At 70.9% G+C, this 15,558-nt stretch carries 16 protein-coding genes and 1 tRNA gene; 11 read left to right on the top strand and 6 right to left on the bottom strand.

Annotated elements, in window-relative coordinates; genetic code table 11:
• Positions 1-5 precede the first annotated feature (5 nt).
• The 9 genes from selA (at position 6) to PV762_RS16415 (ending at position 9,320) form a co-directional block, all read left to right on the top strand.
• On the top strand, positions 6-1,469 hold the full coding sequence (gene selA, locus PV762_RS16455; RefSeq protein WP_421036083.1) for an L-seryl-tRNA(Sec) selenium transferase: 1,464 nt from the start codon (positions 6-8) through the stop codon (positions 1,467-1,469).
• A complete protein-coding gene (gene selB / locus PV762_RS16450; RefSeq protein ID WP_421036082.1) occupies positions 1,466-3,586 on the top strand; it encodes a selenocysteine-specific translation elongation factor in 2,121 nt (706 codons plus the stop codon). The genes selA and selB overlap by 4 nt, the downstream gene beginning before the upstream one ends.
• Before the next feature lie 60 nt (positions 3,587-3,646).
• Positions 3,647-3,742: transfer RNA gene (locus PV762_RS16445), tRNA-Sec, on the top strand.
• A 41-nt stretch (positions 3,743-3,783) separates the two neighbouring features.
• Positions 3,784-4,671 carry a putative selenate ABC transporter substrate-binding protein gene (locus PV762_RS16440; RefSeq protein WP_421036081.1) on the top strand — a complete coding sequence of 296 codons (888 nt, stop codon included), beginning with the start codon at positions 3,784-3,786 and terminating at the stop codon, positions 4,669-4,671.
• Between the two features lie 17 nt (positions 4,672-4,688).
• Positions 4,689-5,303 (top strand): phosphate/phosphite/phosphonate ABC transporter substrate-binding protein, encoded by a 615-nt coding sequence (phnD, locus tag PV762_RS16435; protein WP_421036080.1) that lies wholly within the window; start codon positions 4,689-4,691, stop codon positions 5,301-5,303.
• 149 nt (positions 5,304-5,452) lie between these two features.
• Complete coding sequence (locus PV762_RS16430) at positions 5,453-6,226, top strand: putative selenate ABC transporter substrate-binding protein (RefSeq protein ID WP_421036079.1); 774 nt, start codon at positions 5,453-5,455, stop codon at positions 6,224-6,226.
• A gap of 15 nt (positions 6,227-6,241) precedes the next feature.
• Positions 6,242-7,057: a phosphonate ABC transporter ATP-binding protein gene (locus PV762_RS16425; protein WP_421036078.1), complete on the top strand. Its 816-nt coding sequence runs from the start codon at positions 6,242-6,244 to the stop codon at positions 7,055-7,057.
• Entirely contained in the window at positions 7,054-8,730 is a 1,677-nt protein-coding gene (gene phnE, locus PV762_RS16420) for a phosphonate ABC transporter, permease protein PhnE (RefSeq protein ID WP_421036077.1), read from the top strand. Before PV762_RS16425 ends, phnE begins: the two co-directional genes overlap by 4 nt.
• An 11-nt stretch (positions 8,731-8,741) precedes the next feature.
• A complete protein-coding gene (locus PV762_RS16415; RefSeq protein WP_421036076.1) occupies positions 8,742-9,320 on the top strand; it encodes a nitroreductase family protein in 579 nt (192 codons plus the stop codon).
• A gap of 13 nt (positions 9,321-9,333) precedes the next feature.
• On the opposite strand, the gene PV762_RS16410 is transcribed toward PV762_RS16415, so the two are convergent.
• On the bottom strand, positions 9,334-9,762 hold the full coding sequence (locus tag PV762_RS16410) for a CBS domain-containing protein (RefSeq protein WP_421036075.1): 429 nt from the start codon (positions 9,760-9,762) through the stop codon (positions 9,334-9,336).
• 140 nt (positions 9,763-9,902) lie between these two features.
• A complete protein-coding gene (locus PV762_RS16405) occupies positions 9,903-10,433 on the bottom strand; it encodes a DUF962 domain-containing protein (RefSeq protein WP_421036074.1) in 531 nt (176 codons plus the stop codon).
• Positions 10,434-10,562: 129 nt separating this feature from the next.
• On the opposite strand from PV762_RS16405, the gene PV762_RS16400 reads away from it, so the two are divergent.
• Entirely contained in the window at positions 10,563-11,339 is a 777-nt protein-coding gene (locus tag PV762_RS16400; RefSeq protein ID WP_421036073.1) for a hypothetical protein, read from the top strand.
• Here the strand turns inward: PV762_RS16400 and PV762_RS16395 are convergent.
• The 3 genes from PV762_RS16395 to moaA are packed head-to-tail and all read right to left on the bottom strand — an operon-like array spanning position 11,336 to position 13,639.
• Positions 11,336-11,893, bottom strand: a complete 558-nt coding sequence (locus PV762_RS16395; protein WP_421036072.1) for a GNAT family N-acetyltransferase — start codon at positions 11,891-11,893, stop codon at positions 11,336-11,338. The genes PV762_RS16400 and PV762_RS16395 overlap by 4 nt on opposite strands.
• On the bottom strand, positions 11,877-12,503 hold the full coding sequence (gene mobA / locus PV762_RS16390; RefSeq protein ID WP_421036071.1) for a molybdenum cofactor guanylyltransferase MobA: 627 nt from the start codon (positions 12,501-12,503) through the stop codon (positions 11,877-11,879). Before mobA ends, PV762_RS16395 begins: the two co-directional genes overlap by 17 nt.
• Positions 12,503-13,639, bottom strand: coding sequence for a GTP 3',8-cyclase MoaA (moaA, locus tag PV762_RS16385; RefSeq protein WP_421036070.1), 1,137 nt, complete (start codon positions 13,637-13,639; stop codon positions 12,503-12,505). The genes mobA and moaA overlap by 1 nt, the downstream gene beginning before the upstream one ends.
• A 238-nt stretch (positions 13,640-13,877) precedes the next feature.
• Here moaA and PV762_RS16380 point away from each other — a divergent pair, with 238 nt between their 5' ends.
• Positions 13,878-14,840 (top strand): carbohydrate kinase family protein, encoded by a 963-nt coding sequence (locus PV762_RS16380; RefSeq protein WP_421036069.1) that lies wholly within the window; start codon positions 13,878-13,880, stop codon positions 14,838-14,840.
• 84 nt (positions 14,841-14,924) lie between these two features.
• On the opposite strand, the gene PV762_RS16375 is transcribed toward PV762_RS16380, so the two are convergent.
• Entirely contained in the window at positions 14,925-15,536 is a 612-nt protein-coding gene (locus PV762_RS16375; protein WP_421036068.1) for a phenylacetic acid degradation protein PaaY, read from the bottom strand.
• Positions 15,537-15,558 lie beyond the last annotated feature (22 nt).

The following is a 15,558-nucleotide window of genomic DNA, read 5'->3' as shown; positions in this document are numbered from 1 at the left end:
CATCCATGGTTCATGGTCCGACGGCAGGCTCCCCGGTCAGCAGTCAGGATCCGGTCGCGGCCCCCAAGGACCTGCCGTCCGTCGATCGCCTGCTGCGCGATCCGGCGGTGACGCACCTGATGGCGCGGCATGGGCACGCGTTCGTCGCGGCCGAAGCGCGCAGGCTGCTCGAAGCGTCGCGCGGACGCGCGTTGGGCGGCACGCTGACGATGGCGGAACTCCATCACCTGCCGGCCGAGCTCGACCGCCTCTGCGGCCAGCGCCTCGCGCCGCGCATGCGCCGCGTGATCAACCTGACCGGCACGGTGCTGCACACCAACCTGGGCCGCGCGCTGCTTGCCGACGAGGCGCTGCGCCATGTGCTGACCTGCATGAGCTCGCCGAACAACCTGGAGTTCGACCTCGCGCGCGGCGAGCGCGGCGACCGCGACAGCCTCGTCGAATCGCTGCTGTGCGACATCACCGGCGCCGAGGCGGCGACCGTGGTCAACAACAACGCCGCCGCGGTGCTGCTGGGCATCGCCGCGCTGGCCGGGGGGAAAGAGGCCGTGGTGTCGCGCGGCGAGCTGGTCGAGATCGGCGGCGCCTTCCGCATGCCCGACGTGATGGCGGCGGCGGGCGCGCGGCTGGTGGAAGTCGGCACGACCAACCGCACGCACGCGCGGGACTACGAGGCCGCCATCGGCCCGCACACCGGGCTGCTGATGAAGGTCCACACCAGCAACTACGCGATCCAGGGATTCACCGCTTCCGTGAGCGAGGCCGAACTCGCCCTGATCGCGAAGGGCGCGGGCGTGCCGCTGATGACGGACCTCGGCAGCGGATCGCTGGTCGATCTGGCGCAATGGGGCCTGCCCGCCGAACCGCTCCCGCAGGCGATGCTGGCCGACGGCTGCGATGTCGTGACCTTCAGCGGCGACAAGCTGCTGGGCGGGCCGCAGGCGGGGCTGATCGTGGGTCGCAGGGACCTGGTGCAGAAGATCCGCAAGTTCCCGATGAAGCGGGCGCTGCGGCTGTCCAAGCTGCCGCTGGCGGCGTTGGAGGCGACGCTGCGGCTCTATCTGCAGCCGGACCGGCTGACGCAGGACCTGCCGACGCTGCGCCTGCTGACGCGACCGGTCGACCGGATCCAGGCGCAGGCGGAGCGGCTGCTGGCGCGCGTGGAAGACGCCGTCGCGCCGCGCTTCGGCGCGCGGGTCAGCGCGATGCGCGGGCAGATCGGCTCGGGATCGCTGCCGGTGGAGACGCTCGCGTCGGCGGGATGGGTGCTGACGCCGCGTTTGCCGGGCAAGCGCGGCATCGGGCGGGCGCTCGATGAATTGCTCACGGCGCTGCGCGCGCTGCCGTTGCCGGTCATCGCGCGCGTGCAGGCCGACGAACTCTGGATGGACCTGCGCTGCCTCGACGAGGCGCACGAGGAGGCCGACTTCGTGGAGCAGCTCCCGCGGCTGAAGGAGCAGCTCGCGTGATCGTCGGAACCGCCGGCCACATCGACCACGGCAAGACGACGCTGGTGAAGGCGCTGACCGGCGTCGACACCGATCGGCTGCCCGAGGAAAAGCGGCGCGGCATCAGCATCGCGCTCGGGTATGCGTTCATGGACGGGGGCGAAGTCGGGCGCATCGGCTTCGTCGACGTGCCGGGGCATGAGCGCCTCGTGCACACGATGCTGTCCGGCGCGACCGGGATCGATCACGCGCTGCTGCTGGTGGCCGCCGACGACGGCGTGATGCCGCAGACGCGTGAGCATCTGGCGCTGCTGACGCTGCTGGGGATCGCGCGCGGGACGATCGCGTTGACCAAGTGCGACCGCGTCGAGCCGGCGTTGCGCGTGCAGCGGCGCGAGGAGATCCGCGCGCTGGTGGCCGGCACGCCGCTGGCGGAGGCTGAGGTGTTCGAGGTCGCCGCGACGACGGGCGAGGGCGTGCGCGCGTTGCGCGAGCATCTGATCGCCGCGGCGAAGGCGCTGCCGCCGCGCGAGATCGCGGGACGCGGCTTCCGGCTCGCGGTGGATCGCGTGTTCAGCCTCGCCGGCGTCGGCACGGTGTGCACCGGCACCGCCCATGCCGGGGCGGTGGCGATCGGCGACGAGCTTCTGCTGCTGCCGCCTGCGCCGGGTCAGTCGCCACGGCGCGGCCGCGTCCGCAGCCTGCATGCGCAGAGCGAGCCCGCGGAACGCGCCGGCGCCGGGCAACGCGTGGCCATCGGCCTCGCCGGTCTGGAGAAGGACGACGTCGAGCGCGGTCAATGGCTGGCCGCGCCGGAGATCGCACAGTGGACGGAGCGCCTCGACGTGCGTCTGCGCTTGTCGCCCGAGGAAAGCAGGGCGCTGCGCAGCGGCCTGCCCGTGCATGTGCATGTCGGGGCGGCAGCCGTCACCGGATCAGTGGCGGTGCTCGGGCGCTTCGGTACTGCGCAGGCCGCTGGCCCTCACCCGCGCTTTCTCCCGCAGGCGGGAGAGGGCGTAAGCCCCGTCGCGGCGGCTGAGATGTCCGACGTGCATGAGGTGGCCGACCTGCATGAGTTGCACGAGGTGTATGAGGCAGTCGAGGCCCTGCAGCCGGGCGAGGAGGGGGTGGTGCAGCTCGTGCTGCATCGAGCGATCGGTGCGTGGGCCGGCGATCGCGTGGTGCTGCGCGACGCTGCCGCGACGCGCGCGCTGGCCGGCGGCGTTGTGCTCGATCCACAGGCACCGGCGCGGTATCGACGCACGGCGCAGCGGCTGGCGGAACTCGCCGCGCTGACCGCCGACTCGCCGGCGACGCGGCTCGCGGGCCTGCTCGCGCAGGCGCCAATGGGCGTCGACCTCGCGCGCTTCGCGGCGGGGCAGGGCGTCCCACTCGACGCGCGCGCGACGCTCCTCGCGTCTGCCGGTTCCTGCACCGTCGTGCCCGGCACCGACGGGCCGTCCTGGGCGCTCGGCGCCTCGCAGACGGCGCTGTGGGAGAGCCTCGCGCTCGCGCGGCTGGCGCGCTATCACGAGGACCAGCCCGAGGAACTCGGACCGGACCTCGCACGCTGGCGGCGGCTCGCCGCGCCGCGCATGGCCGAGCCGCTGTGGCAGGCGCTCGTGCGCCGGATGGCGTCCGACGGCCAGGTGGCGATCAGCGGCGCGGCGGCGCACCTGCCCGCCCACGGCGTGCAGCTGTCGGCGCTGGATGAGCGCCTCGCGCAGAAGGTGATGCCGCGACTGCTGTCGGCCGGCTTCGAAGGCGCCTGGGCGCGCGACCTGGCCAAGGACGCGCACGAACCCGAGGCGCTGGTGCGCACGACGCTGGCGCGGCTGTCGCAGCGGGGCGAGCTGTTCCAGGTCGTGAAGGACCTCTACTACGCGCCGGCGGCCGTCCATGAGTTGGCCCGCATCGCGCGGGCGTCGGCCGTCGCCGGCGACGTGACGGCCGCGGTGTTCCGCGACCGCAGCGGCCTCGGCCGCAAGCGCGCGATCCAGGTGCTGGAATTCTTCGACAAGCTCGGCGTGCTGCGGCGCGTCGGCGACGCGCACCGGCTTCGGACCGACAGCCGGCTGTTCATCGACGATCATGAGGGCGGCGGCGCGAGCCGCGGCCATGCCGCCGAAACCGCATGACCGCATGACCGCATGACCGCGCATCGATTAACGTTCACCGATCAATGTTCAATGATCAATGGAGAGACAACGATCCTGGTGGATCGGCCGGACTTCAAATCCGGTGGACGGCGCCACGCGCCGTCGGGTGGGTTCGACTCCCATGTCTCTCCGCCAATTTCCCAGCGTTCCTTCCTCACCTCTCACCGGAGCCTCTGATGTCCAGCCTCTTCCGACCAGTCAGCCGTGTGCTGCAGGGAATCGTCGCCGCGTGCCTGATCGCCGCGGGCCTCGCGGGCCCCGCGCTGGCGCAGGCGCAGCAGGTGCTGCGCGTGACCGCCATCCCCGACGAATCGCCGACCGAGCTCTCTCGCAAGTTCGCCCCGCTGGGCAAGTACCTGGAGAAGGAACTCGGCGTGAAGGTCGAGTGGATGCCCGTCACCGACTACGCCGCCGCCGTCGAGGCGGTCGTCAACAAGAAGATCGATCTGGCGTGGTTCGGCGGCTTCACCTTTGTGCAGGCCAACGTGCGTTCCGGCGGCAAGATCGTCCCGCTGGTGCAGCGCGAGGAGGACGAGAAGTTCCGCTCCGTCTTCATCACCGAGGCGAAGTCCGGCATCTCGAAGCTCGAGGACCTGAAGGGCAAGACGCTCAGCTTCGGTTCGGCCTCGTCGACCTCGGGCCACCTGATGCCGCGCTCGTTCCTGCTGGCCGCGAAGATCAACCCCGACGCCGACCTCAAGCGCATCTCCTTCTCCGGCGCCCACGACGCCACCGTCGCCGCCGTGTCCTCGGGCAAGGTGGACGCGGGCGCGCTCAACATCTCCGTCTGGGAGAAGCTGGTCGCCGAGAAGAAGGTCGACACTTCGGCCGTCAAGGTCTTCTTCACGACCCCGCCGTACTACGACTACAACTGGAGCGTCCACGCCGACATGCCGGCCGCGACGAAAGAGAAGCTCAAGGCCGCGTTCCTGAAGCTCAACGCGTCGACGCCGGAAGGCAAGGAGATCCTGGACCTGCAACGCGCGACACGGTTCGTGCCGACGCAGCCGGAGAACTATGCCGGCATCAAGGCGGCGGCGGAGAATGCAGGTCTGCTGAAGTGAGTTGAACGGAGGCTGCCATGCCCGACGCCTGGCGACATGTGGGACGATTGCCGCGGACGCTGCTCGCCGCGGCGCTGATCAGCTTCACGCTGATCGCGACGGGCCTGCTCAAACCGGCGCGCGCGCAGACGCCGACGGTGCTGCGCGTCTCGGTCCTCCCGGTCGGCTCGCCGGTCGAGCTCAGCCGCCGCTACGCGCCGCTGGGCCGATACCTGGAGAACGCGCTCGACCGGAGGATCGAATGGACGCGGAGCGCCGATGACGAGGCCAGCGTCGAGGCCCTCGTGAACGGGACGATCGATCTGGCCATGCTGGGCGGTTTCACTTTCGTGCAGGCCCAGATGCGCTCGGGCGGGAAGATCATCCCGCTGGTCCAGCGCGACAAGGACGCCAACTACCGCTCCATGTTCATCACGCCGGTCGATTCCGGCATCCGGCGGCTCGAGGATCTGAAGGGCCGGTCGTTCAGCTTCGGCCCCCGGTCCTCGACCTCCGGCCACCTGATGCCGCGCGCGACGCCGGAGGAACAGGAGATCCTCGCACTGCAGGAAGCGTCCAAGTTCGTACCGACGCGCGTCGAGAACTATCAGCGGATCCGGGCCGTCGCCGAAAGCGCCGGGCTGCTCAAGTGACGGCAGGGGACGTTCGCCGGACGCGTCGCGCATGGGGGCGCGCATGGGGGCGAGCATGGGGTCGCGTCGTTGCCGCCCTGTGCGCCGTCTCGCTGCTCATGGTGACGGCGGGCGGCGCGGCGCTGGCGCAGACCCGGGAGGTGTTGCGCGTGACCACCATTCCCGCCGGCTCCCCCGCCGAGCTCGCCCGCCGCTTCGCGCCGCTCGGCAAGTACCTGGAGCGCGAACTCGACATGAAGGTCGAGTGGGTGCCGACCGTCGACTACGAGGCCGTCGTCGACGGCCTGGTCCACAGGAAGATCGATCTCGCGCTGCTCGGCGGCTTCACCTTCGTGCTGGCCAATGCGCGCACGGGCGGGAAGATCGTCCCGCTGGTCCAGCGTGAGGGGGACGCCAGCTACCGGTCCATCTTCATCACGCAGCCGAACAGCGGCATCCGGCGACTGGAACAGCTGCGAGGCCGCAGCTTCCTCTTCGGTCCCGTCTCGTCGACCTCCGGGCACCTGATGCCGCGCGCGACGCTCCTGGCCGCGAAGATCGATCCCGAGAGGGACATGCGGCAGGTGAACTACTCCGGCGGACATGACGCCACCGCCGCGGCGGTGGTGTCGGGCAAGGTCGACGCCGGGGTGCTGCATCTCTATGCATGGGAAAAACTGGTGGAGGAAAAGAAGATCGATGCCGCAACGGTCCGAGTGTTCTTCACGACGCAGCCGTTCTACGACACCAACTGGAGCGTGCACGCCGCCTTGCCGGCCGAGACCCGGGACGCGATCCGGGTCGCCTTCCTGAAGCTCGACGCGGCCAGGCCGGAGGACAGGCAGATCCTCGATCTGCAGCGCGCGACGAAGTTCATCCCGACACGGGTGGAAAACTATCAGCGCATCAAGGCCGCAGCCGAGAATGCCGACCTGTTGAAATGAACTGAGACCATCGCGATGCGTCTGCTGGAACTGGAGGGCCTCCATCTGATGGCCGGTATGCGCACGCTGGTCGCGCCGCTGTCGCTGCGCATCGAGCCCGGCGAGCAGGTCGCGCTGATCGGCGCGTCGGGTGCCGGCAAGACCTCGCTGCTGCACGCGATGGCGCTGGCGCTCGCCCCGGTCGCCGGCACGCTGCGGCTGGCGGGCGAGGACGCCTGGGATCTCTCCTCGCGCGACCGTCACCGGCTGCGCCGCGCGTTGATGCTGGCGCCTCAACATCCGCCGCTGCCGCCGCGCCAGCGCGTGGTCACCGCGGTGCTGGCGGGTCAACTGCCGGGCGCCTCGATGTCGCAGACCCTGCGCATGCTGTTCAGCCCGAACGAGGCGCAGGCGCGGCTCGCGTTCGAGGCGCTGGACCGGCTGGAACTCGGCGATCGGCTCTGGTCCCGGGTCGATCAGTTGTCCGGTGGAGAACGTCAGCGTGTCGCGATCGCGCGGCTGCTGGTGTCGAAGGCGCGGCTCTGGCTCGCCGACGAGCCGCTGTCGGCGCTGGATCCGCAGCGCGCGCAGCGCGTGCTGGAGGTCCTGCGGGACGGCGCCCGCGCGCGGGACCGAACGCTCGTGTGCAGCCTGCACCAGGTCGAGCTGGCGTGCCGGCTGTTCCCGCGCGTGATCGCGCTGCGCGAAGGCCGCCTCGTCTACGACGGCCCGCCGCGGGGGCTGGGCGCCCGCGAGCTCGATGAGATCTATGCGGACCTGCTGAACGAGCCGCCGCCGGCGACGGCGGACGAGTTGTCGCACGCTGCCGTGCCTCAGGCGATGTGTCGATGAGCGCGAGCCCGTCTGCCGGCGCTGGTGCCTCCGCCCTCGCTGCCGCAGCGATCGCGGCGCCCTGGCGACGCGATCCCGCCGCTTCGCGACGGCGGGCCCTGGCCGTCGCGCTGCTGGTGCTGCTGTGGCCGCTGCTGGTCTGGTGCGAGTTCCGGCCCTGGGAACTGTTCGACGAGCGCAGCCTGCGGGCGACGCTGCGCTTCGGCGCGCAGTTCCTGACGCCTCGCGTCGACGTCGAGTTCCTGACGATGCTGGCCGCCGACACCTGGCGCACCGTGGCGATGGCGACGGTGGGCCTGGCGCTTTCGTGGTTGATCGCCGTGCCGCTGGCGCTGCTGGCGACGGCACGGCTGTCGGTGTCGGCGGTGGCGGGCCGCATGGGGCCGGTGCCGGCGGCGTTGCGCGGCACGGTGCGCCTGGTGCTGATCGTGCTGCGCGTCGTGCCGGAACTGGTCTGGGCGTTGATGCTCGTGCGGGTGCTCGGCCTCGGACCCGGCGCGGGCGTGCTGGCGATCGCCCTGTCGTATGGCGGCATGCTCGGCAAGGTCTACGCCGAGATCCTCGAGAGCGCTGACGGCGCGCCCACGCAGGCGCTGCTGAGAGGCGGCGCCGGCCGCCTGCAGGCCTTGCTCTTCGGCGCGCTGCCCGGCTGCGCCGACGAGCTCGTGAGCTACACCGTCTACCGCTGGGAATGCGCGATCCGGTCCTCGGTGGTGCTCGGGTTCGTCGGGGCCGGTGGACTCGGCCAGCAACTGGACAACGCGACCAAGATGTTCGCCGGCTCCGAGGTCGCGACCATCCTGCTGGTGTTCATGGCGCTCGTGGCGATCGCGGACCGGATCAGCGCCTGGCTGCGTCCCGCGCGCGAGGCGGGGCAGGGCGCGGAGTCCAGGCGGCCCGCGGGCCGGCCGCCGGCGCGATGGGGCGTGCGCGCACTCCTGGTCGGCTTGCTCGCGCTAGTGGTCGCGAGCTTCGCGACGCTGCCCCTGCGCTGGGGCGAGCTGCTCGGTGCCGGAGCGCTCGCGCAGATGGGACGCTTCATCGCGGAGTTCTTCCCGCCGCAACTGTCGCCGGCGTTTCTTGCGCGCGTGGGACAGGGCGCGCTGGAAACCCTGGCGATGTCGGCGCTGGGCAGCGGCCTGGCGGCGGTCGCCGGTCTCGCGATCGCGCTGCTGGCCAGCCGGCCGCCGGGGCTGCTCCGGGCGGGCTCGCGCCTCTTGCTCAACGCGCTGCGCAGCGTGCCGGAACTGGTCTGGGCCGCGATCCTGCTGGTCGCGGCCGGCCTGGGGCCGATGCCGGGCACGCTGGCGCTGGCGCTGCACACCACGGGCGTGCTGGGCCGCCTGATGGCCGAGGCGCTGGAGAACGCGCCGCCGCAGACCGCCCAGGCCTTGCGCTGGGCGGGCGCGTCGCGCTGGCAGGTGTTCGCGTTCGCGACGCTGCCGCAGGCGGCGCCGCAACTGCTCAGCTACACGCTGTACCGGTGGGAGAACAACATCCGCGCTGCCACGGTGCTGGGCGTCGTGGGGGCCGGCGGACTCGGCCAGATGCTCAGCCTGCACCTCAGCCTGTTCCAGATGGGCGAGACTTGCACCGTGCTGCTGGCGATGCTGGCGCTGGTGATGCTGGTCGACGCCTGTTCCTACGCGGCGCGCCGGCAGTTGAATCGATGAAGAGAACCGCCATGAACGACGACGCCCTGACGCTGTTGCTCGCACGCGCTTCGGTCGGGCCGAAGTACCTGATCGAACCGGGCCCCGACGATGCGCATCTGCGCCTGATGGTCGATGCCGCACTGCACGCGCCGGACCATGCGGGGCTGGTGCCGTTCCGTTTCAAGGTCGTGCGCGGCGAGGCGAAGCGCTCGATGGCCGCGCTCTTCGCGGAGGCCGCGCGCCGCGCGGGCAAGGATGCCGACGGACTGGCGATGGACGAGGAACGCGCCTTGCGGCCGCCGGTGACGGTGGCCGTCGTGGCGCGGCTGGACATGGGGCATCCCCAGGTGCCGGCGCACGAGCAGTGGGCCTGCGTGGGCGGGGCGCTGACGAACTTCCTCAACGCCGCGCAGGCGCTGGGTTTCGGCGGCAAGATGCTCAGCGGCGCGAAGGCGCGCGACCCGGGCCTGATCGCCGCCTTCTGCGAGCCGGGAGAAACGCTGCTCGGCTGGATCGCGATGGGCACGCCGGCGCCGTCGGACAAGCCGCCTAAGCAGCGCGGCGCGAAGGCGGGCGCCGATCGCGCGCTGCAGTTCTGGGGCGGGTGAAATTCCTGCCGCGTCAGCCGTAGATGTAGCTCTGGAGCTGGGCGATCGTGAGCTCATCGTCCGCGATGATGTTGTCCATCAGGTCTCTGATCGACAGCATGCCCACGACGGTGGCGCCCTCGACCACCGGGAGGTGGCGGATCTTGCGCTGGCTCATGAGGCTCATGCACTCGCGGCACTCGGTGTCGGGCTTCACGACGAACACGTTGGGCGTCATGACCTCCTTGACCTGGGTGTTGCGCGAATCTCTGCCCTGCAGCGCGATCTTGCGGGTGTAGTCGCGCTCCGAGAAGATGCCGAGCAGCCGCTCGCCCTCCATCACCAGCAGCGCGCCGACGTCGTGCTGCGCGAGCAGATGCAGCGCATCGAACACCGTCGCTTCCGGCGTGATGCGCCAGACGCTGGAGCAGCGGTTCTTCAAGAGCTCGGACACCGGTTTCATGGGGCCTCCTGGCGAAATCCTGATGAGATCCTGGCGAATCGGTGATCGATCCGGCGGTCCAAGATAAGCGCCTTGGCGGCGCACCGCAAGCCCCCGCAAGACCCGACCCCCAAAAGGGTGAGACCCGCGACGTGCCCGATTCAGGCGGGATGGGTCAGGTCGCGCAGATGGGTGGGGCCGGCGCGGCGTTCGATCTCGGCGAGCAGGTCGCGGCCCCAGCCCATCGCGAAGAGTGCTTCCCCGACGACGAACATCGGCCCGACGAGCAGGCCGATCAGGTCGTCGACGAAGGCGGGCTTGCGGCCCTCGTAATAGTGACCGATGAACTGGATGATCCAGCCGACCAGGAAGCTGCCCAGGCCCCACGCGAGCCAGCCGCCGACCGATCCCGCGGCCAGCGGATGCGCCAGCCCCATCAGCACCGCGTTGACGAGCGCGGTGGACAGACCCAGCACGAAGTTGCCGCGCGTGAGATACCAGATCGTGGCGGCGCCCCAGACCACCCAGGCGGCGGACACGGTCCAGTCGGCGACGTGGAATTGCGCCCGCGCCAGCAGCACGCCGATCGCGAAGACGATCAGCGGAATGCCGACGAAATGCGTGGCGATGTTGCGGCGGTCGCGGTGGTAGGCGGCGTACTGCGCCATCAGGTCGTTGGCTTGACGTGCCATGGCAGTCTCCGTGCGAGGTGTCGTCGTGATGTCGCAATGCTAGTGCGACCAGCTTGTTTGTGCAGTTCAGAATGCAAGTCTGACCACTCTTGGTTTACCCCTATGCAAGTGTTGACGCGGGCAAGCGAGATGCCTCCGGTGCCGTGGCGCCGGGGCGCGCGGGGTTCGGCCGGCGCGGCGATCGTCGTGGCGGCGCTGTCGGTCGTGGGATGCGGCAGTGCACCAATCGCGCCGCCGCCGGTGTCGGCGACGGCCCCGGGCGCTGAAGCGCCGCCGTCGTCCTGTCCCTCGTGGCTCGCGGCGCAGCAGCGCGGCGAGGGCCGGCTCTACCGCGTCGACGCCGCGGCCTCGCAGGTCCGGATCCATGTCTTCCGCGCCGGCCGGCTCGCCAAGGTCGGCCACAACCATGTGCTGGGGGTCGATCGGCTCGACGGGCAGGTCTTCCTGCCGGCCGACGGCATCGCCGGCGCCGGGGTCGAACTCGAGTTCCGGCTCGACGACGTCGGCATTGACAAGCCTGAATGGCGCGCCGGCCTCGGTCCCGAATTCGCCAGCATGCCCACGGCCTCCGACGTCGCCGGCACACGGACCAACATGCTCCGCGCCATCGACGGCGAACGCTTCCCGACGATCTCGATGCGCAGCTCGGCGGTGGCGGGCGCCTTCCCGGTCCTGGCGGTGAAGCTGGCGGTGCGGTGGCACGGGCAGGTCCGCGAGATCGACGTCCCTGTTCGCGTCGACCGGCCTTCGGGGGAGGCGCCGCTGCGGGCGCAGGGCGCGCTGGTCCTTCGTCAGAGCGAGTTCGGGATCACCCCGTTCTCCGTCTTCGGCGGGCTGCTCGCCATCCAGGACGAGCTGACGGTGGAGGTCGACGTGGCGGCCCGGCCGGCGACGGCCTGCCCCTAGTCCCGCAGATCGAGGCTCATCAGGTCCTTGGCGTAGTAGCGGCCGTCGGACAGGCGGATGGCGCGGGGCAGGTGACCGTAGCGCGTGAAGCCGGCCTGGCGGTAGACCGCGATCGCGGCCTGGTTGCCGGCGGTGACGCTCAAGGTGACCGATTCCAGGCGCGGCTCGCGGCGCAGCAGCGCCAGGGCCTGCTGCAGCAGGCGCTTGCCGATGCCGCGCCCGCGGAAGTCGTCGTCCACCATCATCCCGATCAGGTGGGCGATGTGCATGACCTTCTTGCGGTTCTCGTGCTCGCAGGTCAACGCGCCGACGAGGCGCCCGCCCTGCCACGCGCCGATCGTGAACAGCGACTTGCCGCCCGCCTGCGGGTGCAGCCGCACGCGGTAGCTCGCCGCCTCGCGCGCGCGCTCGGTCTCCGCGTCGGAGGTGAAGGCCTGCTCGTGCCGACTCAACATCGCGTCGCGCAGGGCCTTGTAGGCGGGCAGATCGCCCTCGCCCAGCAGGCGCAACGTGACCGGCACACCGCTGTGGTCGGCGCTATCGGAGTCGTTCAAGTCGTTCAAGTCGTTCAAGCTCGCTCCTGTCGTTGATGTTGGCGAAGGCGTGCGCATCCCCTGGACGATCGAACGCGACCCTCGCCAGCGGCAGGCTGGACAACCAGCCTTCGACGCGCCGTTCGCCCGCGTGCAACGCGGCGGCCAGCGATGCCCGATGGCGGCCATGGATCAGACTCGCGAGGGGCTGACTGCGCAAGGGCTCGCCCGGTGCCTCGCGGCCCAGCGCCATGGCGGCCGTCTGTCCCGGGGCGAGGCCCCCTGCCAGAGAGACGAGGAGGTCCTCGGGCAACCACGGGCTGTCGCCGCTGACGACGAGCAGCCACGCGTCGTCCTCCTCGGAGGCGTCCAGCACCGCCAGTCCGGCAAGGATCCCCGCGAGCGGCCCAGGAAAGTCCGGGAGCGTGTCCTCGAGGACCGGGTGGCCCAGGCGACGGTACTCGTCGAGGTGGCGGTTGGCGCTGACGAGCACGCGACCGGCGGTCTGCGGCGCGATGCGCCCGAGCACGTGCTCGACGAGGGGCCGTCCCTGGAAGGGCTGGAGCGGCTTGTCGACGCCGCCCATGCGCGTGGCGCGACCGCCACAGAGGAGCAGCGCGGTGGCGCGCATCAGCCGCCGATGTAGTGCATCTCGACGCGGCGCGCCGGGCCGGCGTCCGCGTCGGCCGGGAGGCTGGCACGCAGCTCGGAGTAGCGGTCGTTGCGGCGTGTCCAGAGCGCGCCGAGCGCGGCGGCGATCTCGTCGTCGTTGCGCGCGTCGTGGACGGCGTCGCCGCGCAGCAGGGCGCGCAGGTCGTGGCCGTCGCCGGCGAAGAGGCAGGTGTAGAGCCGCCCCTCGGTCGACAGCCGCGCGCGGTTGCAATCGCCGCAGAAGGCCTGCGTGACGCTGGAGATCAGGCCGATCTCGCCGCTGCCGTCGGCGTAGCCCCAGCGGGTGGCGGTTTCGCCTTCCGACGAGGGGGCGAGCGGGACCAGATCGGCGTGCTCGCGCAGCCGGGCCAGGACCTCGGCGGACGGCAGCACTTCGTCCATGCGCCAGCCGTTGCTCATGCCGACGTCCATGTACTCGATGAAGCGCAGCACCACGCCGGTGCCGCGGAAGTGGCGCGCCATCGGGACGATCTGGTCGTCGTTGGTGCCGCGCTTGACGACCATGTTGACCTTGATCGGCGCCAGGCCCACGGCCTGCGCGGTCTCGATGCCGTGCAGCACGTCGGCGACGGGGAAGTCCACGTCGTTCATGCGGCGGAAGATGGCGTCGTCGAGCGCGTCCAGGCTGACCGTGACGCGCTGGAGTCCGGCGTCCTTGAGCGCCTGCGCCTTGCGGGCGAGCAGCGAGCCGTTGGTGGTGAGCGTGAGATCGAGCGGCAGACCCTCGGGCGTGCGCAACGCGGCCAGTTGGGCGATGAGCGCCTCGAGGTGGCGGCGCAGCAGCGGTTCGCCGCCCGTCAGCCGCAGTTTCTGGACGCCGAGCTGGGCGAAGACGCGGGCCAGCCGGGTGATCTCCTCGAAGGAGAGCAGGTCGCGATGAGGGAGGAAGGCGTAGTCCTTGTCGAACACGTCCTTGGGCATGCAGTAGCTGCAGCGGAAGTTGCAGCGGTCGGTGACGGAGATGCGCAGGTCGCGCAGCGGCCGGCCGCGCGCATCCAGCCACGGGCCGCTGCGGGGCGGCGGCAGCGGATGCGGCACGGGAGGCGTCCGCCCGATCTGGCGAAGATCGAGCAGCGGAATCACACCATCGGTCATGGACCGGATTGTGCCGCCGCCGGCCCGCCCGCGCCCGCGCAGGCCCAATGAGGTCCGGCAGGCTGTCCGGATCACCCGCGTCGAGATTCCTCGGGCTGCGGAGGCTTGCGCCTGCACGGGCTCGTCCCGGACGGATTCCACCGGTCTGCTGGGGGTGTCGAAGCGGACGGTATTCGCCCTCGTCACCCTGTAGGACCTGTCACTTGCGTGACGAGGCCGGCAGCGGTCGAATCGCGGCATGAGCCTGACCCCCACGACCGTGGTCCATGCGGACCTGGCCAGCTTCGTCTCCTTCGGCGAAGCCCTCACCGACATGATCCGCGTCGACCAGGGCCACTGGCGCAGCCGCAGCGGCGGCTCGCCCTGGAACGTCGCCATCGCGATGTCCCGCCTGGGCCAGCTCAGCGCCTTCGCCGGCGGCATCAGCAAAGACCTGTTCGGCCAGGCGATCTGGCAGGCCAGCGCCGATGCCAGCCTGGACCTGCGCTTCATCCAGCAGTTCGCCAAGTCGCCGCTGGTGGCCTACGTCCATCAGCTCGATCCGCCGGCATACGCCTTCGTCGGCGACGACAGCGCCGACCTGCACTTCCGCCCCCATGCCTTGCCCGCCGGCTGGCGCCGCGCGCTGCGCTGGGCGCACTTCGGCTCGATCAGCCTGACCCGCGAACCGCTCGCGGCCCGCCTGATCGCGCTGGCCGAATCCCTCAAGGACGAGGGCGTGCGCATCAGCTACGACCCGAACTACCGCATGTCCATGGACTCGCGCTACGACCGCACGCTGGAACGCATGTGCCGGCTGGCGGACGTCATCAAGGTGTCGGACGAGGACCTCCGCGGCCTGTTCCGCAGCCGCGACCACCACCTGGGCCTGGCGCAGATCTCGGCCTGGAACCCGCGCGCGATCGTGATGCTGACGCTCGGCGAGCGCGGCGCGCAGCTGTTCCATCCGAAGGCGGACCTGAGCGCCGCGCCGCCGCCGCTCGACCATGTCGTCGACACCCTCGGTGCCGGCGACGTCGCCATGGCCGGGCTGCTCTACAGCCTCATGAACGGCGGCACGCAGGATCCTGAAGACCATCTGCGCTGGGCCGTGGCCGCCGGCGCGGCGGCCTGTGCCGGCGCGGGCGTGGACGGGCTCTCGGCCGGGCTGGTCACCTCGCTCATCGACCAGGTGCAGGTCAGGCGCGCCGAGATGGCGTAGCGCAGCATTTGGCGGCCCGCGCCTTCCCAGGGATTCCAACGGGGGGCCTGGCGGGCGAGGTCGCGGGTCGGCGCTGCGTGTCGATCAGCCTTCGCCGTCGCGCCTGGTCGCGACCAGGGTCTTGGGCCCGCCGACCTGCAGGCGAGGGCGGTCCGCCTCTTCCTCGGCCAACGGCTCGACCTCGACCAGGCTCGCATGACAGCGCCGTGCCAGGTCTTGATAGGTCTCGGTGCCGACGCGCTTCCAGCGGATCTCGTCTTCGGTCAGCGGACGCATCACCTTCGCGGGCAGCCCCGCGATGAGCGACTTCTCCGGCAGCTTCAGCCCCGCCCGCACGAACGCGCAGGCGGCGACGATGCTGAACGCGCCGACCTCCGCCTCGTCCATCACCACCGCGTTCATGCCGACCAGCGCGTCGTGCCGCACCACGCAGCCGTGCAGCACCGCGCCATGACCGATGTGGCCGTTGCTCTCGACGACGGTGTCCGAGTCCGGGAAGCCATGGATCACGCAGGTGTCCTGCACATTGGCGCCGGCCATCAGCCGGATGCGTCCGAAATCCCCCCGCAAGGAGGCGCAAGGCCCCACATAACAGTCCGGACCGACGATCACGTCCCCGATCAGCACCGCCGTCGGGTGGACGTAGGCGCTCGGATGGACGACCGGCGAGAGGCCGTCGATGGCGTAACAGGGCATGGGACAGTTCCTTTTTAGGTGG

Source organism: Mitsuaria sp. CC2 (assembly GCF_048957715.1).
Lineage (GTDB): Bacteria > Pseudomonadota > Gammaproteobacteria > Burkholderiales > Burkholderiaceae_C > Roseateles.
This window is presented reverse-complemented; position numbering and strand designations above follow the sequence as displayed.

Coding starts and splice junctions, on each gene's coding strand:
- PV762_RS16375 (WP_421036068.1), bottom strand. CDS start 15,536: ATGCCCTGTTACGCCATCGACGGCCTCTCGCCGGTCGTCCATCCGAGC.
- PV762_RS16410 (WP_421036075.1), bottom strand. CDS start 9,762: ATGAAACCGGTGTCCGAGCTCTTGAAGAACCGCTGCTCCAGCGTCTGG.
- phnD (WP_421036080.1), top strand. CDS start 4,689: ATGCCCGACGCCTGGCGACATGTGGGACGATTGCCGCGGACGCTGCTC.
- selA (WP_421036083.1), top strand. CDS start 6: ATGGTTCATGGTCCGACGGCAGGCTCCCCGGTCAGCAGTCAGGATCCG.
- PV762_RS16405 (WP_421036074.1), bottom strand. CDS start 10,433: ATGGCACGTCAAGCCAACGACCTGATGGCGCAGTACGCCGCCTACCAC.
- PV762_RS16440 (WP_421036081.1), top strand. CDS start 3,784: ATGTCCAGCCTCTTCCGACCAGTCAGCCGTGTGCTGCAGGGAATCGTC.
- PV762_RS16415 (WP_421036076.1), top strand. CDS start 8,742: ATGAACGACGACGCCCTGACGCTGTTGCTCGCACGCGCTTCGGTCGGG.
- PV762_RS16425 (WP_421036078.1), top strand. CDS start 6,242: ATGCGTCTGCTGGAACTGGAGGGCCTCCATCTGATGGCCGGTATGCGC.
- PV762_RS16400 (WP_421036073.1), top strand. CDS start 10,563: ATGCCTCCGGTGCCGTGGCGCCGGGGCGCGCGGGGTTCGGCCGGCGCG.
- PV762_RS16380 (WP_421036069.1), top strand. CDS start 13,878: ATGAGCCTGACCCCCACGACCGTGGTCCATGCGGACCTGGCCAGCTTC.
- moaA (WP_421036070.1), bottom strand. CDS start 13,639: ATGACCGATGGTGTGATTCCGCTGCTCGATCTTCGCCAGATCGGGCGG.
- phnE (WP_421036077.1), top strand. CDS start 7,054: ATGAGCGCGAGCCCGTCTGCCGGCGCTGGTGCCTCCGCCCTCGCTGCC.
- mobA (WP_421036071.1), bottom strand. CDS start 12,503: ATGCGCGCCACCGCGCTGCTCCTCTGTGGCGGTCGCGCCACGCGCATG.